The following is a 22,712-nucleotide window of genomic DNA, read 5'->3' on the forward strand; positions in this document are numbered from 1 at the left end:
GCCATCCGCCAAAGCGGTCGCGTGGTCGCCTCAACGTTGTGGAGGTGACCACAGGGCCGCTTTCGCGGAACATACCGACGGGCGGCGGGTGAGGCGGTCAGTCGCGGGGGGCGCGCTGCAAGGGGACGGTGCCGGATTCGGGGCGGTCGGCGTCGGCCGGCAGGGGGCGGGCGTGCGGCAGCTTGCTGCCGAGGACCATCGCGACGACGTCCCTGGCGATGTGCTGCGGCGTGAGGCCGACCCGCTCGAGGATCTCGGCGCGGGTGCCGTGGTCCAGGAACTCGTCAGGCAGACCCAGCTCGGTGACGGCGGTGTCGACGCCGGCCTCGCGCAGGTCCTGACGGATGCGGGTGCCGATGCCGCCCACCCGGATACCGTCCTCGATGCTCACCACGATGCGGTGCTGGGCGGCGAGTTCGATGATGCTCTGGGGCACCGGGACCACCCAGCGCGGATCGACGACGGTCGCACCGATGCCCTGGGCGGCGAGCCGCTCGGCGACCTCGAGGCCCATTCCGGCCATCGGACCGACGGTGACGATCAGCACGTCCTGCTGGCTGCTGCGGAGGAGTACGTCGACACCGTCGGACAGACGCTCGAGGGCGTCGAACTCGACGCCCGTGCTGCCCTTGGGGAACCGCAGCACCGTGGGCGCGTCGTCCACGAGGACCGCCTCGGCGAGCTCTTCCCGCAGTCGGGTGGAGTCGCGCGGTGCGGCGAGTCGGATGTGCGGGATGACCTGCAGGATTGCGAGGTCCCACATGCCGTGGTGGCTCGGACCGTCCGGCCCGGTGACCCCGGCCCGGTCGAGCACGAAGGTGACGCCGGCCCTGTGCAGGGCGACATCCATCAAAACCTGGTCGAAGGCACGGTTGATGAAGGTGGCGTAGAGGGCGACCACGGGGTGCAGGCCACCGAACGCGAGCCCGGCGGCGCTGGTCACCGCGTGCTGCTCGGCGATGCCGACGTCGTGCACCCGCTCGGGGAACCGCTCGGCCATCCTGTGCAGACCGGTGGGGCGCAGCATGGCCGCGGTGATCGCCACCAGCTTCGGATTGTCGGTGGCCAGGCTCAGCAGCTCATCGGCGAAGACCGAGGTCCATGACGGTGCTCCCGCGGATTCGGTGGGCTCACCGGTCTCAGGGTCGATGACGCCGACGGCGTGGAACTGGTCGGCGACGTCCTGCACGGCGGGGTCGTAACCCTTGCCCTTCTGTGTGATGGTGTGCACGATCACGGGAGCGCCGTAGTCCTTGGCCTGGCGCAGCGCCTCGAGCATGGCCTCCATGTCGTGGCCGTCCACCGGCCCGATGTACTTGATGTCGAGGTTGGAATACAGCGCCTCGTTGTTGGAGAACCGGCTCAGGAAGCCGTGCAGACCGCCACGCACGCCGCGGAAGATGGCGCGAGCCGGCGCGCCCATGTGGTCGAAGGCCTCCCGGCTGGAGAGGTAGGCGGCCCGGTAGCTGCGGCGCAGGCGCACGGTGTTGAGGAACCTGGCCATGCCGCCGATGGTGGGCGCGTACGAGCGGCCGTTGTCGTTGATCACGATGATCAGGCGCCGGTTGTTGTCGTCGCTGATGTTGTTCAGCGCTTCCCAGGTCATACCGCCGGTGAGCGAGCCGTCGCCGACGACGGCTATGACGTGCCGGTCGCTCTGCCCGGTCATCTCGAAGGCGCGGGAGATCCCGTCGGCCCAAGACAACGAGCTCGACGCGTGGGAGCTCTCGACGATGTCGTGCACGGATTCGCTGCGCTGCGGGTAGCCGGCCAGACCATCGGACTGGCGCAACCGGCTGAAGTCCTGCCGTCCGGTGAGCATCTTGTGCACATAGGACTGGTGACCGGTGTCGAAGACGATGGCGTCACGCGGCGAATCGAAGATCCGGTGGATGGCGATGGTCATCTCGACCACGCCGAGGTTGGGGCCCAGATGCCCGCCCGTCTTCGAGATCTCCGCCACCAAGAAGGCGCGGACCTCCGCAGCCAGCTCTTCCAGCTGGTCCTTCGTGAGGCCGTCAAGGTCCCGGGGACCGTGGATCGTCTCCAGAAGGGTCATGGGCACTACCTTTCACGTTTGTTGCAACGAACGGCTCACGCCGACGCAGAACTGGCGCGCAGTTCGGATTCCCCGAGTCTACGCGCCAGTCTGCGGCGATTCTGCGAATTCCCGGTTAGACGACGAGCGAGCGCAGCACGTACTGCAGGATGCCACCGTTGCGGTAGTAGTCCGCTTCGCCGGGGGTGTCGATGCGCACGACGGCGTCGAACTCGACAACGGCCTTGCCCGGAGCGGAGTGCTCGGTCGGGGTGGCGACAACGTGCACCGTCTTGGGCGTGCGGCCCTCGTTGAGTTCCTCGATACCGGTGATCGAGACGCTCTCGGTACCGTCCAGGCCCAGGGTCACCCAGGACTCGCCGGCGGGGAACTGCAGCGGGACCACTCCCATTCCGATCAGGTTCGAGCGGTGGATGCGCTCGAAGCTCTCGGTGATGACGGCCTTGACACCCAGCAGGCTCGTGCCCTTGGCCGCCCAGTCCCGAGACGAGCCGGAACCGTACTCCTTGCCGCCGAAAATCACCAGCGGGGTGCCGGCGGCCTGGTAGTTCTGGCTGGCGTCGTAGATGAAGGACTGCGGCGCATCCGGCTTGGTGAAGTCGCGGGTGTAACCGCCCTCGACGCCGTCAAGCAGCTGGTTGCGCAGCCGGATGTTTGCGAAGGTGCCGCGGATCATGATCTCGTGGTTACCGCGGCGCGAGCCGTAGGAGTTGAAGTCGCTTCGGTCGACGCCGTGCTCCATCAGGTACGCACCGGCCGGGCTGTCGGCCTTGATGTTGCCTGCCGGGCTGATGTGGTCGGTGGTGACCGAGTCGCCGAGCTTGGCGAGCACCCTGGCGCCGACGATGTCGGCGACCGGGCTGGTCTCCAGCGTCATACCGTCGAAGTACGGGGGCTTCCGCACGTAGGTGGACTTGGGGTCCCACTCGAAGACCTCGCTGTCGGGCGTGGGCAGTGAACGCCAGCGCTCATCTCCCTCGAAGACCTCACCGTATTCCTTGGTGAACATGGCCGTGTCGATCGAGCTGTCGATGGTGGACTGCACTTCGGCGGAGTCCGGCCAGATGTCCTTGAGGAACACGTCGTTGCCTTCGGCGTCCTGGCCGAGGGCATCCGTGTCGAAGTCGAAGTTCATCGATCCGGCCAGGGCGTACGCGATGACCAACGGCGGGCTGGCCAGGTAGTTCATCTTGACGTCCGGGCTGATGCGGCCCTCGAAGTTACGGTTTCCGGAGAGCACCGCGGTGACAGCGAGGTCGTTGTCGTTGATCGCGGCGGAGACCTCGTTGATGAGGGGTCCGGTGTTGCCGATGCAGACCGTGCAGCCGTAGCCGACGGTGTAGAAGCCGAGGGCCTCGAGGTCGTCGGTGAGGCCGGCCTTGGCGTAGTAGTCCGTGACGACCTTGGAGCCCGGCGCCAGGGTGGTCTTGACCCAGGGCTTGGACTTCAGGCCCTTCTTCACGGCGTTCCGCGCCAGCAGGCCCGCGGCGAGCATGACCGACGGATTCGAGGTGTTGGTGCAGGAGGTGATGGCCGCAACGGCGACGGCTCCGTGGTCGAGCGTGTAGCTCGCCCCGTCGGCCGTGGTGATCGGAACCGGGCTCGACACCGAGACGGGAGCGTGGCTCACGTGCTGGTGCGAAACCTGGTGGGCGCTCTGCTCGTCCTCGGCGGTGAAACCGATCGGGTCAGAGGCGGGGAAGGATGCCTCGACGGCCGCGTCCACCATGGACAGGTCGTGCGTGGCGTAGTTCTGCAGGTCGATCTCGAACTGCGACTTCGCGTTGCTGAGTTCGACCCGGTCCTGCGGGCGCTTGGGTCCGGCGATCGACGGAACGACGGTGCCCAGGTCGAGTTCGAGGTACTCGCTGAAGACGGGCTCCTGTGCGGGGTCGTGCCACAGGCCCTGCAGCTTGGAGTACGCCTCGACGAGTGCGACCTGCTCTTCGCTGCGGCCGGTGAGACGCAGGTAGCCGAGGGTGACGTCGTCGATCGGGAACATGGCAGCGGTGGAGCCGAACTCCGGGCTCATGTTGCCGATGGTGGCGCGGTTGGCCAGCGGCACCTGGGCGACGCCCTCGCCGTAGAATTCGACGAACTTCCCCACAACGCCGTGGCGGCGCAGCATCTGGGTGATCGTGAGCACAACATCCGTCGCGGTGACGCCGGCGGGGATGGAGCCGTTGAGCTTGAAGCCGACGACCTTGGGGATCAGCATCGACACGGGCTGGCCGAGCATGGCCGCCTCGGCTTCGATGCCGCCGACGCCCCAGCCGAGCACGCCCAGGCCGTTGACCATCGTGGTGTGCGAGTCGGTGCCGACACAGGTGTCGGGGTAGGCGCGGAGGACGCCGCCTACTTCGCGCGTGAAGGTGACGCGGGCCAGGTACTCGATGTTGACCTGGTGCACGATGCCGGTTCCCGGCGGGACGACTTTGAAGTCGTCGAACGCGGTCTGGCCCCAGCGCAGGAACTGGTAACGCTCACCGTTGCGCTCGTATTCGATCTCGACGTTGCGCTCGAGGGCGTTCTCGCTGCCGAACAGGTCGGCGATGACCGAGTGGTCGATGACGAGCTCGGCAGGGGCGAGCGGGTTGATCTTGTTGGGGTCGCCGCCGAGGTCGGCGACGGCCTCGCGCATGGTGGCGAGGTCGACGATGCACGGCACGCCGGTGAAGTCCTGCATGATCACGCGAGCTGGCGTGAACTGGATTTCTGTGTCGGGATCGCTGGTGGGAACCCACGCGCCGAGTGCGCGGATGTGATCCGCGGTGATGTTGGCGCCGTCTTCGGTGCGGAGGAGGTTCTCCAGCAGCACCTTGAGGCTGAACGGCAGCTTCTCGTATCCCTTGACGGCGTCCAGGCGAAAGACTTCGTAGTCCGTCGCACCGACGCGCAGGGTGTCCCGAGCTCCAAAACTATTAACAGCAGACACGATGCCCTCTCCTTTGTGGAAACCGACGGGAACCCGTCCGCGATCCTCAATCCTGACCAACTGACGCCGAGTTCTGCCAGCAAGGGTAGCCTTACCGCAAACTATCTTGACGTCGAGATAACTATAGCACCGGCCGCTGTGCGGCGGTGGCCGCGTACACGGAACGCACCATCAGCCAGGAGACCACAAGAAGCGGCGCATACAGCGGGATCCCCATGAGCAGTTTGGTCGCGCCCAACCACTCGACGTTGCCGGCGTAGTACAGGGGAAGCTGCACGGCCAGGCGCAGGATGAACAGTCCCGCCCACATGAAGGTGAGAATTGTCAGCACCCGTCGTTTGGACGGGTCGGCCCGCCAGGCGAGCTGCTCCCCCATCAGGAACCCGACGGCCACACCGATGAGCGGCCAGCCGATCAGTGCGGAGACGAGCAGGGCCGCTCCGTACACACCGTTGGTCCAGAAGCCCGGCAGGTAGAAGTCTTCGGCGCGGCCGGTGAACAGGGCGAGCACGGCGCTGAGGCCGATTCCGACGAGTCCACCGACGGCCTGGGTGACGGTCTGTTTACGGGCCAGCCGGAGCGCGAAGAAGATCACACCGATGATCACCGGAGCGATCAGGGACGGAATCAGCTCACGGGTGAGGGTATAGGTGACCAGGAAGACCAGGCCCGGCAGGACGGCCTCGACCAGGCCGCGGATGCCGCCCATGGCAGCCAGCAGCGCGTGGCCGCTGATGGGTTCCCCGTCTGCGGCCGGACTGAATCCGGCGCGGCGGGCCGCCGCGGCCATACTGTCGGCGAGGGCGCCGGCGGGCTCTGCCGGGCTGCCGGCACTGCTGGCACCGGCTCTGGCGGCACTGTCAGTGCCGTCGGTGCCGTCGGACGTCTTACGCGGTTCGGGTTCTGGCCCGGAGAGGGAATCCGTCATCAGGTGACTTTCGGTGAGTGCACCTGACGGATCAGGTGCCGGTGGGTTCGGGCTTACCGGCCGGGGTGGCCGGCATCCGAAGCGGGATGAGGTCGCGCGGCGGCATCGGGGCTGAACCGCGCACCACGACGATGCTGCGGAACAGGTCTTCGATCTGCGCTGCGGCTTCGGGGTTGATGGCGCCCTCGCCGGCGATGACGCCGCGGAGGAACCAGCGCGGTCCGTCCACGCCGATGAAACGGGCCAACCGGGTGGTGCCCGCGGGACCCTGGCCGGCTGCGACGGGGATCTCGGCGACGAGTTCGGGCCCGAACGGACCTTCGCGCGGAGTGGTCGAGCCACCCTGCTTGGCGATCTGGTCGGCGATCTGGGTGCGGATTTCCTGCCACAGGCCGCTGGAGCGCGGCGCCGCAAAGGGCTGCACCTGCAGGGTCGAACCGGCATAGTCCAGGCCGATGGCAACGACTCGCTTGGAGCCCTCTTCGATCTCGAGCCGGAGGTGCAGGCCCTCGCGCGGCAGGATCTTCACGCCACCGAGATCGACGTATGGGCGGACCGGGTTCGCCTCAGACTCGTCGAGGGGGCCGTCCACGTCACGGTCGACCGGAGCTGACTTGGCGTGCATGTCGGGGACCTGCTGCTCGGCTCCGGCGAGTTCGGTGCTGTCGGTGCCGGCCATCTCGTCGGTGCTTGAGCGCGTGTCGGGGTTCACTTTGTCACTCACAGGGTTTCTCCGCTTCGGTGGGCGTCCGTCGGGGCGGACGATTCGGTCTGGGGGGCGCGGTCCGCAGGAGCGCCCGGCGCGACGCCGGTCGAGCCGAAGCCGCCCTCGCCACGCATGCTGCCGGGGAGCCGCTCGACTGGCACGAAGACCGCCCGGGCCACCGGAACCACGATGAGTTGGGCGATGCGGTCGCCGATGTTGATGGGGAACGGGGTGACGGTGTCGGTGTTGAGCAGGCAGACCTTGACCTCGCCCCGGTAGCCCGCGTCAACGGTCCCCGGCGAGTTCACGACGGTGATTCCGTGCTTGACGGCCAGTCCGCTGCGGGGGACCACGAAGGCCGCGTATCCGTCCGGCAACGCTATCGACACACCGGTGCCGACGAGGGCCCGTTCACCGGGAGCCAGGACCAAGGCCTCCGAGGCGTGCAGGTCGGCTCCGGCGTCACCCGGATGGGCGTAGGTCGGGAGAACGGACGCGGTAATCAGGACTTCGACGCTTTCAGCCACGTGTCGAGGGTAGTGCAGTTATCTGGTCGAATAGACCCATGCCCGATTATCGCGAAAAACTCTGGCCATCCCCATGGCTCTTCATCATCACTGCGCTGGTGATTCCCGCAAGCCTCCTGGTCTTCCTGCCGATCTCGGTGCTGGCGGGGATCCTGACCGGCGCCGGCCTCTACCTCGGCAGCGCCCTGCTGCTGGTGCTGGCGTCGCCGACGGTTTCGGTGTCCGACGGTGTCCTCACCGCCGGCCGGGCGCGCATCGAAACCCGCCTGCTCGGTGAGGCCGTCCCCCTCGAGGCTGCGGATGCCACTCTCGAGCGTGGCCAGAAGCTGGATGCCCGCGCGTGGCTGCTGATCCGTGGCTGGATCGCACCCGTGGTGCGGATCCCGCTTGAAGACCCGACCGATCCGGCGCCGTACTGGCTGGTCTCCAGCCGCCGGCCGCAGAAAATGGCCGCCGCGATCAATGGATCGCGACGGCCAGCATCAAGTAACTAAGCGCGCTTAGGCGTCGCACTCCAGGCAGACCGGGCCGAGCTTGGTCTCGTGCGACATCTGCGAACGGTGCTTCACGAGGAAGCACTCCACGCAGGTGAACTCGTCGGCCTGCGGGGGCAGGACGACGACGTCGAGGTCGAGGTCGGACAGATCGGCGCCCGGGAGGTCGAAGCCACCGGGGTTGTCGGAGTCGTCAACATCAACGACACCAGACATCTTGTCGGGTACACGCTCCTTGAGGGCCTCAATCGACTCTGAGTCGTCTTCGGTCTTTCGCGGTGCGTCGTAATCGGTTGCCATGCCCATCCATTTCATTAACGCCGATAAACGAAATCGGCGGCCATAGTTTGCAACAATCCGTGCGGAATAGCAAACCAATCGCCAACCTTTCAGGTTGGCAATGGGAGCAACTTCCGGCACGCCCGCAGTATTCCCCGAAAAATGCCACATTGCATGGCAGGGTTGGGCCATCAGTAATCGCGAGAGGGCTTTCGCCATGCAGGATTTGAAAGTTATCGGAGTCGAGAACGGCGCGCTGCTTGCAGCGTCAGAGGAGGGTGATCGCTTTCGGATCCCCATCGATGCGGTTCTCCAGTCCCGGCTTCGCCAAACCCAAACGGATGCGTCCGTTCGGCCCAAACTGTCGCCCCGGGAGGTGCAGGCGCACATCCGTGCCGGCATGTCCGCGGAGGACGTCGCTGCAGTGACCGGCGCGTCGCTGGACTTCGTCAAGCGGTTCGAGGGACCGGTGGTCGCCGAACGCGAATACATAGTGTCGAGCGCGCTGAGCGTGCCCGTGCACACCGCGATCGACCCCGATCCCATCGACGAGCAGGCCAACTTCGGCAGCGTCATCCGGGAACGCCTGGCGTCCCTGGGTGCGTCCAACGAACGCTGGGCCAGCTGGAAGGAACCCGGCGCCGGGTGGATCGTCAAACTCGCCTTCACGGCTGACGACATCGACCACGACGCCCGGTGGGGCTTCGAACCCAAGAAGAACACCCTCTCGCCGATCGGCAGTGAGGCCATTGCCCTCTCCCAACAGGGCGAGCTCAAGGGTGCCCTGATCCCCCGGCTGCGTGCCGTCGGCGCCGAAACCAGCCTGGCCGACGTGAGCCGGTTCGACAGCGGCGCCTTCACGTTCAAGGAATCCCTGGCCGACGACATCCTCAACGACACGGCTCCGCTGCACGATCCGGTGCCATACGCCCGTTCCGCCGGTACGACGGAGGCCGTGTCCAAGGCCGCCATCAAGCGAGCGGCCGAACCGCCGCAGAGCCTGAGCGAGACCGCGGACCTGCTCGAGTCGCTTCGCCGCCGCCGCGGCGAACGGGAAGCGGCCGCCGGAGAGACCGAAACGCCCGTCACACCAGTGGTGGATACCCGCCGTACCGAGCGGGCACCGGCCGAGTCCGGGATCCGCCTGGTCAACGAGGCTCCCCCTGTTGCCGAGGCTGCCACCGCAGCCCCCGAGGAAACCCGCAACGTGTGGGCCACTCAGGCCGCCACGGGCCAACCCCGCACCGGTCAGACCGGTCGCCGCGGCCGCGCATCGATGCCCAGCTGGGACGAGATAGTCTTCGGCGCACGAACCGACGACGACCTGGCCTGATCCTCACCTGAGTCATAGGCTGCGGTTCCATGACGCGTGCCTCCCGCTCCGACATCACCCGGCGTCGCCTGGCCAACCAGGCGCTGACCGGGTCGATCACCGAGCCCGCCCAGGTCGTCGACCGCATGCTGGCCTTGCAGGCGCAGGACCTCCGCTGGGCGAAGTGGGCCGTTGCCGTGCGGGCCCCCGGAAGCACCTCCGCCGACATCGACACGCTGATCGACTCCGCCAGGATCGTGCGCTCCTGGCCGATGCGGGGAACCCTGCATCTGGTGCCGGGGCCGGACCTGGGCTGGATGCTCGGACTCACCACCGCCAGGCTCTGGGCCGGTGCGGCAACCCGGCGCCGCGACCTGGGCCTGGACGAGGCGACCATCGAACGCTCCCGCACCGTGGCCGAGAATGCTCTCAGCGGCGGACGGGAGCTCACCAGGGCAGCCTTCCTGGCACTGCTGGAGCGCCACGGCATCGGCACAGACGGCCAGCGGGGATATCACCTCATCTGGCACCTCGCCCAGTCGGGAACCCTCTGCTGGGGCCGGCAGCTCGACGCCCAACAGATGCTCGTGCTGCTCTCGGACTGGGTCCCGCACCCCCGGCAGCTCGAACGCGACCAGGCACTGGGCGAATACCTGCTGCGCTACCTGGCCGGACACGGGCCGGCTCCCTTGACCGACTTCGCCTGGTGGTCCCAGCTCACCATGAGCGACGCCAAGACGGCCCTGGCCGTTGGTGGAGGGCAGCTCAACACCCTCGACGTCGACGGAGTGAGCCACCTGCTCCCCCAGAGCTCAGATCTCGGACCGCTGAGCCGCGCCGCGCCGGGGCGCGGTCCCAGTGCCGTGCTGGCCCTGCCGGGCTTCGATGAATACCTGCTCGGCTATCGGGATCGCAGCTTCGCGATCGAACCCGAGAACCTGACCAGGGTCGTCCCGGGCAAGAACGGGATCTTCCTGCCCATCCTGGTTCGCGGCGGCCGTATTTTCGGCACCTGGCGGCGCGAATGGCAGCCCCGGGCGATCACGGTGCACCCCGCGCCGTTCACCCCGCAGGGCGCCGCATCGTTCCCGGGAACCGATCGGGCCCTTCACGAATACGCCCGCTTCCTCGGCCGCCCGGTGCAGGTACTTCCGGCCCCACCGACCGTGCCCGCCGCGCCCTAGCCTGCCGTGGTGAGACCGGTGATCGGTCCGGTCCGTCGGGCCTTGTACCCTATGACAGTGCGAATAACGACCAGCCTGCGAGTATCCAGACGGATCCCGCTGCTGCAGACCCTCAAGACCTCGGTCGCCGTGGTCCTGGCCTGGGTAATCTCGCTGTGGCTCCTGCCCGGCGAGCTGCCCATCTTCGCCGCGATGGCCGCCATCTTCGTCGTGCAGCCCAGCATCAACCAGTCCCTGGGACGGGCCCTGGAACGCAGCCTCGGCGTCGTCGGCGGAGTCCTGGTTGCTCTGGGCATCGGGCTGTGGTTCGGACAGGACAGCTGGATCGTCCTGGGGGCGATCGTGCTCTGCATCCTGCTGGCCTGGGCCCTGAAGCTGTCGCCTGGCTCGGCGAATCAGATCCCGATCAGCGCGATGCTCGTCCTCGTGCTGGGTGCCGCGACACCGACCTACGCCAGGGACCGCATCATCGAGACCATCCTGGGCGCCGCGATCGCCGTGATCGTCAACGCGTTGATCGTTCCGCCGGTGTTGCTCACGCCCGCACACGACGCGGTGACCCGGCTCACCCTGGAGGTGGCCGCGACCTTCGACCGGGTGGCCACCGCGCTGCTGAGCCCGCAGAAGTACGCCGATCTGGAGAGCCTGATGATCCAGGCCCGACTACTGCGGCCCATGCTGGCCAAGGCCGAACGGGCCATCAGCCAGGCCGAGGAGAGCCTGACACTCAATCCCCGCCAAAGCAGGCACCGCGAGGTTCTCGACGCCGACACCGACCTCTACGCCCGCCTGGTGCCCCTGGTCACCCGGGCACTGGGCATGACGAGAGCGCTGCGGGACCACTACGACGATAGCCTGCACCTCGAGCCCACCGTGCAGGCCTTCGCCATCGAGCTGGAGAGGGCCGCGCACGATCTGCGATTGCTCACCGTGCCGGCGGATGGGAAGCCGTCCGCCTCGGCGGCTCCGGGGATCGAGCCGCTCGCCCTGACGGCGCCGCTGATGATCATGACTCCACATCCCCAGCACTGGATCTTGATCGGCGCCCTGATGGAGGACCTGCGACGGGTGCGCGAGGAGATCACCGGCGAGTAGGCTGCCCGCATGTCGAGCAGCCCGGAGCCCGAGCGCCACGCTGCGCCGACCACGGCGACGACGGCCCGGCGAACGGTTCTGTCCACCCGGCGGCTGGAATCGTACACTGACGGCGTCTTCGCCATCGCGGCCACGCTGCTTGTGCTGAACGTCTCCGTGGACAGCATCGGCGTCGTGACGTCGAACGCCGAGTTCCTGCGGCAGGTCAACGCCTTGGCACCGAGCATCCTGAACGTGGTCATCAGCTTTCTGCTGCTCAGCCTGCTGTGGCTCATTCACGTGCGTCAGTTCGAGTTCATCCCCCGTGTGGATACCACCATCATCTGGCTCAACAATTTCCGCCTTCTCGGCGTGGTCCTGGTTCCGTTCACGACGAGTCTCAACGACGAACTCAGCCGGTACCTGCTGGGCCGCACGCTGTTACCCCTGAACTTCTTCGTGATCCTGCTCTTCAGCACCTGGCAGTGGTTCCACGCCAGCTCTCCCCGCAGACAGCTCGTGCATGGCGCATCCGCCACCGCCGTTCATAACGCACGGGTGAACAATGTCAGCGCGCTCGCACAGTCGTTCGCCGTCGTACTGCTGGCGACGCTGGTCGGTTCCCCCGCGTTCTTCCTGTTCGCCCTTGATCCGCTCATCGCCCTGGTGTTGCGACGAATCGGGGTCCTGCGGCCGACGCCGGACGAACCGGTGGCCGGGTGACGGGCGGAACCGCACACAGAGACAACACAACCCAGACACAACAACGGGGACCCCATTGGTGGGATCCCCGTTGCGCGCTGCCGAGTGCTTAGGCCTGGAGGGCACCCTGCAGTTCGAGGGTGATGGTGACCTTGTCGCCCAGCAGCATGCCGCCGGTCTCGAGGGCCGCGTTGTAGGTGAGACCGAAGTCTTCACGGTTGACCTGGGTCGTGGCGGTGGCGCCGAACTTGTAGTTGCCGTAGGGGTCGCCGCCGAAGCCACCGAACTCGAAGTCGAAGGTGACGGGCTTGGTGACGCCCTTGATGGTGAGGTTGCCGTCCACGAGGTAGTCGCCGCCGACGACGCGCACTCCGGTCGACACGAAGTCGATGGTCGGGTAGGTCTCGGCGTCGAAGAAGTCGCCGGTGCGCAGGTGGCCGTCGCGGTTGGCCTCGTTGGTGTTGATGGACGCGACGACGGCGGACGCCGTCACGCTGGTCTCGAGGGGGTTCTCGGTGGTGACGAAGGTGGCGTTGAAGGTCTCGAACGTGCCCTTGACCTTGCTGATCATGATGTGACGGATGCTGAAGCCGACGACGCTGTGCGTGGGGTCGATGGTCCAGGTTCCCGCTTTGTAGCCCGGGATGGTCGTGGTGGTGATGTCGCTCATGGTGCTCCTCAAGTCCGTGGGGGCGGTGGATTCGCTGCCCTCAGGTATATGCAAGCGCATAGGACTACAGGATATTCCATCACCGACCAGAAAAGATGTGAACGATTCAGGAACGCGCGGAGAACCCGACTCCTCGGCGGGGAAGTAGGCTCGGCCTGTCAAGAGGAGTCCACGATGCCGACAGCGTCCCCGTCCAGTCCGGCGTCCCTGTCGAGCCCGGCACTGAGCATCCGCGATGTGGCCCCGGAAAGCGTTCTGGTTCTCGGCGGCGGTCGCGCCATCCTCCTACAGCTCGCGAACCCCGCCGTCGGGCACGGCGTCGCCAGGCACAGCGACTTCGCGACCCGACCGCTGAGTCGACTGAGCGGCACGCTCTCCTACGTATACGCCGTCACCTGCGGCTCGCCCATCGACCGGGCCGCGGCCGTGCGCCGGGTCTCCCTGGCCCATCGCCCGGTGCACGGCACCCAGAGCGTCGGCGCCCCGGGGTACAACGCTTTCGATCCGCAGTTGCAGCTCTGGGTTGCCGCGACCCTGTACGAATCCGCAACCCGTGTGCACGAGCTGGTCTACGGACCGCTCACGGATGCCGACGCCGAGTCCGTCTACCGTGACTACGGCGTGCTCGGCACCGCCCTACAGGTACCGCCCGGGCTGTGGCCCGCGGACCGGGAGGCTTTCGCGGCGTATTGGAGCCGCGCAACGTCCGGTCTGGCGACCGACGAGACGACCCGATCGGTGGCCAGGCAACTGCTGCACCCCACCACCGGACCGGTCTGGTTGCGCCTGGCGATGCCGCTGGGACGCCTGGTCACCACGGGGCTCCTGCAGCCCGACGAACGAGCCCTCTTCGACCTGCCCTGGTCGCCCGGACGCCAGCGCAGGTACAACGCCGTGATCGGCGTCATCCGTCTGATCTATCCGCGCCTGCCGACGCGGCTGCGGCAGGCCCCCATGCGGCACTACCTTCGTGCCGGCCGATCCCTCGCGGCGAGGGATCGCGCGACCGGGCAACCTGGCGGCGCCGACGGGCGTTGACTGGGCTGAGCTGAACCGCCTAGAAGAAGTCGTCCGGGGTGCCGGCCGCCCGGGTCACCGCGACGGTGGACACACCGGCGCCATCGAGCTTGGCCATTGCGACCCGAAGCCCGGACTCCATCTGGGAGGCCCACACCTCGGTCTCGCGGGCACCGGCCTCGACGGCCGTGAGCCTGGCGAGGGCCTTCTCCTTGTCGGCACGCTCAGTGGCAACCTGCTGGATGCTCAGGGTGACGGCGTAGTACGCCGCCACCATCGAGGCGATCGGCGTGGCGATGACGGCCAAGGCGATGATGCTCTCGTTGGAGACGTTCACGAAGATCATGATGATGAACGCGATCGTCAGAACGGCGATGCCTACGAGAACGACCAGTGCGGCCCGCTGCGGCGGTCCCGTTCTGAGGTCGGAGAGCAGGGTGCGGCTTCGGGTTTTGGTCCGGTTGGGGACCGGGGACACTGCGGTTTCGACCGGCCCCTCACCCGTCGGCCCGTCGCCGGCGGGCTGAGTGCCCGGCATCGGCAGGCGTTCTGTGGTGGTCGAGGTGTCGAGGGGGAACGTTCGGTCGAACGGGTCATAGCTCTGATCGGTCATGGTCACTCCGTGGGTGGGTTTCGGTAGCTCGGGTGATGTCTCAAGGCTCTGTCGTTGAGGGGATCGTCGTTGCGGGGGTCGTCGTCTATGGGGTTGGTTTTTCGGGGTCAGTTTCCGCGGATTCTGTCGTCGAGGGTAGCGCGTCCCCGGGAAGGATGACGCGTTTGTAACTGCGGCCATCCGCCAGCTCGACGGTGCGGCTGGCCAGTTTACCTCTGCTCACCTGCAGGTACACCGCTTGAACGCTGACGCCGAGCAATCCGGCAGCCTCGGCCACCGAGTGCCCGGGCAGGTCGGTCGGAACGCTGCTGGGCCGCGCGCTGCGCTTACGTCCGGCATCCAGGCGGGCCGCGATGTCGGAGTCGGTGCCCTGCCAGCGCCACTTGGCCGCGGTGGGTTTGAGCCCGGCGGCATCCGCGATCTCGGGCCAGCCCGCTCCATCGGACAGGGCGTCGCGTACGCTCGCCAGCGCGGCCGGGTCGGCGTCAAGGTGGTGAAGTACCGCACGAATGGCCCGCATCCGCTCCAGCGGCGGTGCCGCCGCGTTGGCGTCCAGCTCCGTCAGCCGGGCCAGCGCGGCCGCCGTCTCCGCGGATAGGAAATGGCCCATGGGTCCTCCTCGATGGTCAGTGGTACTGGCGAGTGGAGCTGGCGGGTAGTACTGGCGAGTGGAGCTGGTGAATAGATGGACCTAGACGAGCACCGCGACCGAGTGCGGCGGCAGCAACACCCAGCCGGCGTCGAGCCGGGGGCTCGCATCGGCGTTGTTCGCGAAGGCGAGCAGGACGCTCTGCCCGGCAACCGGAACGGACCGAGCGGTCGTGGAGAGGTTGATCACGAGCTCGGTCTCGCCGCGGCACAGCAGCAGCCAGCCGTCCGCCTCGTCATAGGCCACCGCGACCCGCGCGAACCGTGGATCGGTCAGGTCGGCGAGCCGGCGACGGAGACCCGCGAGGTCACGGTAGAACGCCAGGAGACGACCGGAATCGCCACGCTGCAGTTCGGACCAGTCCAGTTTTGACCGCTCGAAGGTGGCCGGGTCCTGGGGGTCGGGCACCACGGCCGGGTCCCAGCCCATCCGGGCGAACTCGCCGATGCGGCCCTCTGCGGTGGCCAGGCCGAGTTCGGGCTCTGGGTGCGAGGTGAAGAACTGCCACGGTGTGCGCGCCCCCCACTCTTCGCCCATGAACAGCATCGGGGTGAACGGGCCGAGCAGGGTGAGTGCGGCGGCGATGCCCAGCTGGCCGGTGTCGAGCTGGGCGCTGAGCCTGTCGCCGATGGCCCGGTTGCCGATCTGGTCGTGATTCTGCGAGGCGACGACCAGCCGCCAGGCCGGCATCCGTTCGGTGTCGACAGGGCGGCCGTGGTGGCGGCCGCGGAAGGTGGACAGGGTGCCGTCGTGGAAGAACCCGCGGGTGAGCACCTTCGCCAGGGCGCCGAGGGGGGCGAAGTCGGCGTAATAACCGACGGTCTCACCGGTGAGGGCGACGTGCACGGCGTGGTGGAAGTCGTCGCTCCACTGGGCGTCGAGTCCGTACCCGTTGGCTTCACGGGGGGTGATCAGCTTGGGGTCGTTGAGGTCCGATTCGGCGATGAGGGTCAATGGGCGGCCCACGGAGGCGCTGAGCACGGCCACCTCGCCGGCGAGCTGTTCCAGCAGGTGCACCGCGGAGTGGTCCTTGAGGGCGTGCACGGCGTCCAACCGCAGGCCGTCGACGTGATAGTCGCGCAGCCACATCAACGCGCTGTCGATGATGTACCGGCGCACCTCGTCGGAGTCCTGGCCGTCGAGGTTGACCGAGGCGCCCCAGGTGTTGCCCTCGGCGTCGCTGAGGTAGGGCCCGTAGTTGGGCAGGTAGTTGCCGCTGGGGCCCAGGTGGTTGTGCACGACGTCCTGGATCACGCCGATGCCGGCCGCGTGGCAGGCGTCGACAAACCGCTGGTACGCCGCCGGGCCGCCGTAGCCCTCGTGCACGGCATACCAGAGCACACCGTCGTAGCCCCAGTTGTGAGTGCCGTTGAAGCCGTTCACCGGCAGCAGCTCGACGAAGTCCACGCCGAGTGACACGAGGTGGTCGAGCCGGCCGGCCGCGGCCTCCAGGGTGCCCTCGGGGGTGAACGTGCCGATGTGCAGCTCGTAGATGGTGGCACCGGCGAGCTGACGACCGGTCCAGGCGTCGTCCTGCCAGGTGTGCGTGGCCGGGTCGAAGCTGCGGGAGAGGTTGTGCACGCCGTGCGGCTGGCGGCGGGATCGCGGGTCGGGGAACGGGCCGGCGCCATCCAGCAGGAAGCCGTAGTCGACACCGTCAGCGCTGCCGGGCAGGCTGCCGTGCCACCAGCCGGCGTCGCCGCGGGTCATCGGCGCGGTGGCGTCGCCGGCGACCAGCCCGACGGTCTCGGCGGCGGGCGCCCACACGTCGATCGGAACGGCGACGATGTCGGGGTTGTCTGTCGTCACGGGGTGGCCTCCTCGATAGCGGTGGGTGCGGCGACGCTCGCGGGGATCAACAGCGCAACCGGATAGCTCGACAGCAGGTCGGCCAGACGCACCTGGCCGCCGGCGAAGCGGACACCGGTGAGAGCATCATGCCAGTCGTGCCCGGCGAGCATGATCGTGGTGTCACCCCAGCCGGTGCGGGCGAGCGCGACGGGCAGCCGGGTGGCGACGGTCACGGCGCCGCCGCGGTCGTAGGCCACCACGTGGGCGGCGGCCGGGCCGAATGCCTCGACCGGTGCGTGCCGGACGAACAGTTCCGGCCGATCGCGGCGCAGGCGCAGGGCGTTGGTGGTGACGAGCAGTTTCGTGGCGCCGGTTTCATCGATGGGGGGCAGCCAGCCCGCGCTGACGCGGTCCAGGTAGTCCCGGCGCACGGTGTAGTCCACCGGGCGGCGGTTATCGGGGTCCACGAGCGACATCTCCCAGAGTTCGCTGCCCTGGTAGACGTCGGGTACACCGGGCGCGGTGAGCTGGATGAGCTTGAGGGAGAGCGAGTTGCTCCACCCGGCCTGCTTCACCCTGTCGACGAAGGCGGTAACGGTGCGGGTCAGGGGCCCGTCCTCGGCGAGTTCCCGAACCAGGGCGCGCATCCGGTTTTCAAAGTCGTCGTTGGGCGCGGTCCAGGTGGTGGAGAGGTTCGCTTCCCTGGACGCCTTCTCGGCATAGCCGATGAGACGGTCGGTGGAGGCGGGCCAGGAACCCACGATGGCCTGCCAGAGCAGGTTTTCGAACGGTGCGTCGCCGAGCGGGGCCAGGGCACGCAGCTCGCCGAGCACAGCGGTCCACTCATCCGGGATCTCGGCCAGGACCGAGATGCGGGCCCGCACGTCTTCGCCGCGCTTGGTGTCGTGGGTCGACAGCGTGGTCTGTGAGGCGGGCGCAACGGCCAGCCGGGTCTGCTGGCGGCGGTGGAATTCCTCCACCGGCACCGCGAACTCGCTCGGGTCCGCGCCGACCTCGTTGAGGGAGGTGAGCCGGCTGTAGCGGTAGTAGGCGGTGTCTTCGACACCCTTGGCCATCACCATCCCCGAGGTCTGCTGGAAGCGCACGGCCGCGGGGTGTGCGGGGTCGGTGAGATACGGCAGCAGGGCGGTGATGGTGGTGTCGAGGTCGGGCCGGCGCTGCCGGGCAAGTCGCACGGCGGTGTCGAGTTCGTGGCGGCCGACGGGCAGGTAGGAGCGGTAGACCGGGAACCAGGCGATCAGTTCGGCGAGGGCGTCGGCTGCATCGGGGACCTCGGGGATCAAACGGTCGAGTCGGCGCACCTCACTCTGCAGGATGCCGTCGGCGATGGCGCGCTTGCCGGTGTAGACCAGTTCGGTCCAGGAGACGGCGCCGCCCTGCAGGGTGGCCTCCAGGGTGTCGAGGGCGTCCTGGCCGGCCGGGTCCACCAGGACCCTGTCGAAGTCGGCGAGGGCGTCATAGCCGGTGGTGCCGTGGGCCGACCAGCTGCTGGGCAGCTGTTCGCGGCCCTCCAGGATCTTCTCCACCAGCAGGTAGCCGTCCGGCATGGCGGCGTGCAGCCTGTCGAGGTAGCCGGCCGGGTCGGCGAGGCCGTCCGGGTGGTCGACTCGCAGGCCCTGCACCTCGCCGGTGTGCACCCAGCGCAGGATCTCGCGGTGGGATTCGTCGAAGACCCAGGGCACCTCGACGCGCACACCGGCGAGGGTGTTCACGGCGAAGAAGCGGCGGTAGTTCAGGTCGGTGTCGGCGCGGCGCCAGCTGACCAGTTCGTAGTGCTGCCTGTCGTGCACGACGGCGGCGGGGGCGCCGTCGTCCGCGGTGCCGGGAGCGAGCGGGAACCGGTTGTCGTAGTAGTGCAGTTCGTCGCCCACCACGGTGAGCTGGTCGAGTTCGGTGTCGCCGTCACCGAGTACGGGCAGCAGCAGCCGACCGTTGCCGGCGGGCCAGTCCACGTCGAAGGCCTCGGCATAGCGGGAACCCTGCCCGGCTCGGAGCAGGTCCCACCACCAGGCGTTGCTGTGCGGCGTCTGGACGCCGACGTGGTTGGGGACGATGTCCACCAGGATGCCGCGGCCGGCCGCGGCCACCCGCTCCGACAGTCGGGCGAGCGCCTCGGGGCCGCCGCGGGCCGGGTCGATGCTGCCGTGGTCGATCACGTCGTAGCCGTGGTCGGAGCCCTCCTCGGCCGTGAGCAGCGGCGAAAGGTAGAGCCAGTCCGCGCCGAGCCGGCTGACGTAATCGAGCACACCCGCCGCCGCATCCAGATCGAAGGCCGACGTGATCTGCAGGCGATAGGTGGAGACGGGGATGCTCATGGTGGTTACTCGTGTCCTTCGGTCGAAGAGTACGGGTCCGGCAGCACCGGCAGGGTCAGCGTGGACGTCGGCGGCGACGGGTGGCTTGCCAGCGACGCGGCAACGGAGTGGTCCGGAGCAACCTCGGGCACGTGGTACTCGCGCAGCACGACGAGTGAGCGTCCCATCACGGTGTGGGTGGCACCGGCCGGGCGGGGCTCCGAATCGGCGCCCTCTCCCCCGGTGTCGATCACGATCTCCCAGGCGGGCGAGTACTCGGCGCTCGGCAGGGTGAATTCGACGTCTTCGGCATCCGCGTTGAACAGCAGGATGAAGTTGACGTCGGTGACCTCGCGCCCGCGGGAGTCGCGTTCCCGGATGCCCTGGCCGTTCAGGAACATGCTGACGGTGCGGGACCGACTTTCGTCCCAGTCCTCCGCGCGCATCTCCTGGCCGTCGGTGTTCAGCCAAACGATATCTGCCAGCGGGTCGCCCTCGCCGCGCTTGCCGGGGTGCCCGTCGAAGAACCGGCTGCGACGGAAGGTGGGGTGCTCCTTGCGCAGGCGGACCACAGCGGACGTGAACTCGATCAGGGGCTGGTCGGCCTCGTCCCAGTGGATCCAACTCAGCTCGGAGTCCTGGGCGTAGGTGTTGTTGTTGCCGTGCTGGGTGCGGCCGAGTTCGTCGCCGTGCAGGATCATCGGGACGCCCTGGGAGAGCAGCATCGTGGCGATGAAGTTGCGCTGCTGGCGGCCGCGCAGGGTGCGGACGGTGGCGTCGTCGGTGGGGCCCTCCACTCCGGCGTTCCAGGACCGGTTGTGGCTTTCGCCGTCGTTGTTGTCCTCGCCGTTGGCGTCGTTGTGCTTCGCGTTGTACGACACGAGGTCGTTGAGGGTGAAGCCGTCGTGCGCGGTGACGAAGTTGATCGACGCGACGGGGCGGCGGCCGGAGTGCTCGTAGAGGTCGGCGGAGCCGGAGATGCGGGAGGCGAATTCGCCCAGGGTGGAGGGCTCGCCGCGCCAGAAGTCGCGCACAGTGTCGCGGTACTTGCCGTTCCACTCCGTCCACTGCGGCGGGAAGTTGCCGACCTGGTAGCCGCCGGGGCCGACGTCCCAGGGCTCCGCGATCAGCTTGACCTGGGAGACGATCGGGTCCTGCTGCACGAGCTCGAAGAAGGTGGACAGCTTGTCGACGTCGTAGAGGTCGCGGGCCAGGGCGCTGGCGAGGTCGAACCGGAAACCGTCGACGTGCATCTCGATGGCCCAGTAGCGCAGCGAGTCCATGATCAGCTGCAGCGAGTGCGGGTGGCGCACGTTGAGGGTGTTGCCGGTGCCCGTGTAGTCCATGTAGTACCGGCCGTCGTCGTCCATCAGCCGGTAGTAGGCGGCGTTGTCGATGCCCTTGAACGAGATGGTCGGGCCCAGGTGGTTACCCTCCGCGGTGTGGTTGTAGACCACGTCGAGGATGACCTCGATGCCGGCGGCGTGCAGGTTCTTGACCATGCCCTTGAACTCCTGCACCTGCTGGCCGAGGTCGCCGCTGGAGGAGTAGGCGTTGTGCGGGGCGAAGAAGCCGATGGTGTTGTAGCCCCAGTAGTTGCTCAGGCCCTGGTCCTGCAGGGTGCTGTCGTTGACGAACTGGTGCACGGGCATCAGTTCGATCGCGGTGACGCCGAGCTTCTGCAGGTGCTCGATGACCGACGGATGCGCGACGGCCGCGTAGGTGCCGCGCTGGGATTCCGGCACCTCCTGCTGCAGCTGGGTGAGGCCCTTGACGTGCGCTTCGTAGATGACCGATTCGCTGTACGGGGTGCGCGGGGAGCGGTCGCCGGTCCAGTCGAAGAACGGGTTGACGACGACGCCGAGCATCATGTGCGGGGCGGAGTCCTCGTCGTTGCGGGAGTCCGGTTCGCCGAAGTTGTACGAGAACAGTGCCTGGTCCCAGTCCATGACGCCGCAGGTGGCCTTGGCGTACGGGTCGAGCAGCAGTTTGTTGGGGTTGGCGCGCTTGCCCTCGCTGGGGTTGTATTCGCCGTGCACCCTGTAGCCGTAGCGCTGGCCCGGCTGCACCTCCGGCAGGTAGCAGTGCCACACGAAGGCGCTGGATTCCCGGACTTCGACGGGGGTCTCGGCGCCGTTCTCGTCGAACAGGCAGAGCTCCACCCGCTCGGCGGCCTCACTGAACAGAGCGAAGTTGGTGCCGCTTCCGTCATAGGTTGCGCCAAGCGGGTAGGCAGATCCGGGCCAGGTTTCCACGGTGTACTCCTCGAGGAAGGTCAGAACGAAAGGATGAAGGTGGGTGGTTTGCCCGAGCCGGGCCCACGTGTTCACGCTACCCCGTCCGGGGCACGCCAAATTCCCGTCAGGCCATCATTTCGTGTACCAGAGGGGCTACCTCGGTGCCGTAGAGCTCGATACTGGTCAGCAGCTTGTCGTGCGAGAGGGTACCGAGACTGTACTTGAGGTCGAAACGGGACAGCGAGAGCCCGGTGGCCATTTTGGCGATCTTGGTGGCGACGGTTTGCGGGGAGCCGACGAACAGGGCTCCGTCGGGGCCGGCATCCTGCTCGAATCTGGCCTTCGTGGCCGGGCCCCAGCCACGCTCGCGGCCGATCCGGTCCTGCATGGCGCGGTAGTGCGGCCACATCTCTTCGCGTGCCTGCTCGTCCGTCGCGGCGACGTAGCCGGGTGAGTGCTCGCCGATGGGTTGCGGGTCCTTGCCGAACTGGTCGAGCGCCCGGTGGTACAGGTCGGTGAACTGGGCGAAGGCGAGAGGCTCACCACCGATGATGGCGAGCATCAGCGGCAGACCGTAGTGGGCGGCGCGCACCACGGACTGCGGGCTGCCGCCGACACCGATCCAGGTGCGGATGGAGCCGGATTCGGTCGGCGGGAACACCCGCTGCTCTGTCAGGGAGCCGCGGGTGCTACCCGACCAGGTCACCGGCGCTTCCTTGAGCAGTTCGGCGAACAGCTCGAGCTTCTCTTCGAACAGCTGCTCGTAGTCGCTGAGCTCCAAGCCGAACAGGGGGAAGGATTCGGTGAACGACCCGCGGCCGAGGATGACCTCCGCGCGACCGTTGGAGACGGCGTCGAGGGTGGCGAAGCGTTGGAAGACGCGCACGGGGTCGTCGGAGCTGAGCACGGTGACGGCGGAGCCGAGCTTGATGGTGCTGGTCTGACCGGCGATGGCGGCCAGCACGACCTCGGGGGCGGAGACGGCGAAATCCTCGCGGTGGTGTTCGCCGATACCGAAGAAGCTCAGGCCCACCTGGTCGGCGAGCACCGCCTCGGCGACGACGTTGCGCAGCACCTGGGCGTGGCTGAGCAGGCTGCCGTCCGCGGCGTAGGTGACGTCGCCGAACGTGTCGAGACCCAGTTCCAGTGTCGGTGCCATGTGTAGTGCGCCCTTCCGATCAGTTTGTATGCATACGCATACTAGGGCTCAACGGGGCGCA

The 22,712-nt window shown here is 67.8% G+C and carries 19 protein-coding genes; 6 read left to right on the forward strand and 13 right to left on the reverse strand.

Annotated elements, in window-relative coordinates:
- Positions 1 to 97: 97 nt before the first annotated feature.
- The 5 genes from dxs to dut form a co-directional block, all read right to left on the reverse strand.
- The gene (dxs, locus tag B7495_RS09425) at positions 98 to 2,059 is read right to left on the reverse strand and encodes a 1-deoxy-D-xylulose-5-phosphate synthase (RefSeq protein ID WP_088456342.1); all 1,962 of its coding nucleotides are present in this window, start codon (positions 2,057 to 2,059) and stop codon (positions 98 to 100) included.
- 115 nt (positions 2,060 to 2,174) lie between these two features.
- Positions 2,175 to 4,994, reverse strand: a complete 2,820-nt coding sequence (gene acnA / locus B7495_RS09430; protein ID WP_088456343.1) for an aconitate hydratase AcnA — start codon at positions 4,992 to 4,994, stop codon at positions 2,175 to 2,177.
- 121 nt (positions 4,995 to 5,115) lie between these two features.
- Positions 5,116 to 5,922 (reverse strand): DUF3159 domain-containing protein, encoded by an 807-nt coding sequence (locus B7495_RS09435; protein WP_088456344.1) that lies wholly within the window; start codon positions 5,920 to 5,922, stop codon positions 5,116 to 5,118.
- 31 nt (positions 5,923 to 5,953) lie between these two features.
- Entirely contained in the window at positions 5,954 to 6,601 is a 648-nt protein-coding gene (locus B7495_RS09440; protein ID WP_088458011.1) for a DUF3710 domain-containing protein, read from the reverse strand.
- 41 nt (positions 6,602 to 6,642) lie between these two features.
- Complete coding sequence (gene dut / locus B7495_RS09445; protein ID WP_088456345.1) at positions 6,643 to 7,155, reverse strand: dUTP diphosphatase; 513 nt, start codon at positions 7,153 to 7,155, stop codon at positions 6,643 to 6,645.
- Between the two features lie 38 nt (positions 7,156 to 7,193).
- Here dut and B7495_RS09450 point away from each other — a divergent pair, with 38 nt between their 5' ends.
- Complete coding sequence (locus B7495_RS09450; RefSeq protein ID WP_088456346.1) at positions 7,194 to 7,649, forward strand: DUF3093 domain-containing protein; 456 nt, start codon at positions 7,194 to 7,196, stop codon at positions 7,647 to 7,649.
- A gap of 6 nt (positions 7,650 to 7,655) precedes the next feature.
- Here B7495_RS09450 and B7495_RS09455 read toward each other — a convergent pair whose 3' ends face one another.
- Positions 7,656 to 7,949 (reverse strand): DUF4193 domain-containing protein, encoded by a 294-nt coding sequence (locus B7495_RS09455; protein ID WP_066599570.1) that lies wholly within the window; start codon positions 7,947 to 7,949, stop codon positions 7,656 to 7,658.
- Positions 7,950 to 8,145: 196 nt separating this feature from the next.
- Here B7495_RS09455 and sepH point away from each other — a divergent pair, with 196 nt between their 5' ends.
- The 4 genes from sepH to B7495_RS09475 are packed head-to-tail and all read left to right on the forward strand — an operon-like array spanning position 8,146 to position 12,221.
- Positions 8,146 to 9,261 (forward strand): septation protein SepH, encoded by a 1,116-nt coding sequence (gene sepH, locus B7495_RS09460; RefSeq protein ID WP_088456347.1) that lies wholly within the window; start codon positions 8,146 to 8,148, stop codon positions 9,259 to 9,261.
- A 29-nt stretch (positions 9,262 to 9,290) separates the two neighbouring features.
- On the forward strand, positions 9,291 to 10,424 hold the full coding sequence (locus tag B7495_RS09465) for a winged helix DNA-binding domain-containing protein (RefSeq protein ID WP_088456348.1): 1,134 nt from the start codon (positions 9,291 to 9,293) through the stop codon (positions 10,422 to 10,424).
- Between the two features lie 51 nt (positions 10,425 to 10,475).
- Positions 10,476 to 11,519, forward strand: a complete 1,044-nt coding sequence (locus B7495_RS09470) for an aromatic acid exporter family protein (protein ID WP_370028116.1) — start codon at positions 10,476 to 10,478, stop codon at positions 11,517 to 11,519.
- Between the two features lie 9 nt (positions 11,520 to 11,528).
- The gene (locus tag B7495_RS09475; protein ID WP_088456349.1) at positions 11,529 to 12,221 is read left to right on the forward strand and encodes a TMEM175 family protein; all 693 of its coding nucleotides are present in this window, start codon (positions 11,529 to 11,531) and stop codon (positions 12,219 to 12,221) included.
- A gap of 88 nt (positions 12,222 to 12,309) precedes the next feature.
- Here the strand turns inward: B7495_RS09475 and B7495_RS09480 are convergent, their stop codons facing one another.
- Complete coding sequence (locus B7495_RS09480) at positions 12,310 to 12,870, reverse strand: YceI family protein (protein WP_088456350.1); 561 nt, start codon at positions 12,868 to 12,870, stop codon at positions 12,310 to 12,312.
- 174 nt (positions 12,871 to 13,044) lie between these two features.
- Between B7495_RS09480 and B7495_RS09485 the strand changes: the two genes are divergently transcribed.
- Entirely contained in the window at positions 13,045 to 13,908 is an 864-nt protein-coding gene (locus B7495_RS09485; RefSeq protein WP_088456351.1) for an oxygenase MpaB family protein, read from the forward strand.
- Between the two features lie 19 nt (positions 13,909 to 13,927).
- Here the strand turns inward: B7495_RS09485 and B7495_RS09490 are convergent, their stop codons facing one another.
- The 6 genes from B7495_RS09490 to B7495_RS09515 form a co-directional block, all read right to left on the reverse strand.
- Positions 13,928 to 14,500 carry a hypothetical protein gene (locus B7495_RS09490; RefSeq protein WP_088456352.1) on the reverse strand — a complete coding sequence of 191 codons (573 nt, stop codon included), beginning with the start codon at positions 14,498 to 14,500 and terminating at the stop codon, positions 13,928 to 13,930.
- Between the two features lie 85 nt (positions 14,501 to 14,585).
- Positions 14,586 to 15,110, reverse strand: coding sequence for a hypothetical protein (locus tag B7495_RS09495; RefSeq protein ID WP_088456353.1), 525 nt, complete (start codon positions 15,108 to 15,110; stop codon positions 14,586 to 14,588).
- A gap of 81 nt (positions 15,111 to 15,191) precedes the next feature.
- A complete protein-coding gene (gene treZ / locus B7495_RS09500; RefSeq protein WP_240632184.1) occupies positions 15,192 to 16,958 on the reverse strand; it encodes a malto-oligosyltrehalose trehalohydrolase in 1,767 nt (588 codons plus the stop codon).
- Positions 16,955 to 19,276 carry a malto-oligosyltrehalose synthase gene (gene treY / locus B7495_RS09505; RefSeq protein WP_088456354.1) on the reverse strand — a complete coding sequence of 774 codons (2,322 nt, stop codon included), beginning with the start codon at positions 19,274 to 19,276 and terminating at the stop codon, positions 16,955 to 16,957. Before treY ends, treZ begins: the two co-directional genes overlap by 4 nt.
- Before the next feature lie 5 nt (positions 19,277 to 19,281).
- Positions 19,282 to 21,510: a glycogen debranching protein GlgX gene (gene glgX, locus B7495_RS09510; RefSeq protein WP_088458014.1), complete on the reverse strand. Its 2,229-nt coding sequence runs from the start codon at positions 21,508 to 21,510 to the stop codon at positions 19,282 to 19,284.
- Positions 21,511 to 21,616: 106 nt separating this feature from the next.
- Positions 21,617 to 22,651: an LLM class flavin-dependent oxidoreductase gene (locus B7495_RS09515; protein ID WP_088456355.1), complete on the reverse strand. Its 1,035-nt coding sequence runs from the start codon at positions 22,649 to 22,651 to the stop codon at positions 21,617 to 21,619.
- Positions 22,652 to 22,712: the final 61 nt, after the last annotated feature.

Source organism: Cryobacterium sp. LW097 (assembly GCF_002205495.2).
GTDB lineage: Bacteria > Actinomycetota > Actinomycetes > Actinomycetales > Microbacteriaceae > Cryobacterium > Cryobacterium zongtaii.

Excerpts from the sequence above, each read along its gene's own strand:
- dxs (WP_088456342.1), bottom strand. The coding sequence starts at position 2,059 with ATGACCCTTCTGGAGACGATCCACGGTCCCCGGGACCTTGACGGCCTC.
- B7495_RS09435 (WP_088456344.1), bottom strand. The coding sequence starts at position 5,922 with ATGACGGATTCCCTCTCCGGGCCAGAACCCGAACCGCGTAAGACGTCC.
- B7495_RS09440 (WP_088458011.1), bottom strand. The coding sequence starts at position 6,601 with ATGGCCGGCACCGACAGCACCGAACTCGCCGGAGCCGAGCAGCAGGTC.
- B7495_RS09450 (WP_088456346.1), top strand. The coding sequence starts at position 7,194 with ATGCCCGATTATCGCGAAAAACTCTGGCCATCCCCATGGCTCTTCATC.
- B7495_RS09455 (WP_066599570.1), bottom strand. The coding sequence starts at position 7,949 with ATGGCAACCGATTACGACGCACCGCGAAAGACCGAAGACGACTCAGAG.
- sepH (WP_088456347.1), top strand. The coding sequence starts at position 8,146 with ATGCAGGATTTGAAAGTTATCGGAGTCGAGAACGGCGCGCTGCTTGCA.
- B7495_RS09465 (WP_088456348.1), top strand. The coding sequence starts at position 9,291 with ATGACGCGTGCCTCCCGCTCCGACATCACCCGGCGTCGCCTGGCCAAC.
- B7495_RS09470 (WP_370028116.1), top strand. The coding sequence starts at position 10,476 with ATGACAGTGCGAATAACGACCAGCCTGCGAGTATCCAGACGGATCCCG.
- B7495_RS09475 (WP_088456349.1), top strand. The coding sequence starts at position 11,529 with ATGTCGAGCAGCCCGGAGCCCGAGCGCCACGCTGCGCCGACCACGGCG.
- B7495_RS09480 (WP_088456350.1), bottom strand. The coding sequence starts at position 12,870 with ATGAGCGACATCACCACCACGACCATCCCGGGCTACAAAGCGGGAACC.
- B7495_RS09485 (WP_088456351.1), top strand. The coding sequence starts at position 13,045 with ATGCCGACAGCGTCCCCGTCCAGTCCGGCGTCCCTGTCGAGCCCGGCA.
- B7495_RS09490 (WP_088456352.1), bottom strand. The coding sequence starts at position 14,500 with ATGACCGATCAGAGCTATGACCCGTTCGACCGAACGTTCCCCCTCGAC.
- B7495_RS09495 (WP_088456353.1), bottom strand. The coding sequence starts at position 15,110 with ATGGGCCATTTCCTATCCGCGGAGACGGCGGCCGCGCTGGCCCGGCTG.
- treY (WP_088456354.1), bottom strand. The coding sequence starts at position 19,276 with ATGAGCATCCCCGTCTCCACCTATCGCCTGCAGATCACGTCGGCCTTC.
- B7495_RS09515 (WP_088456355.1), bottom strand. The coding sequence starts at position 22,651 with ATGGCACCGACACTGGAACTGGGTCTCGACACGTTCGGCGACGTCACC.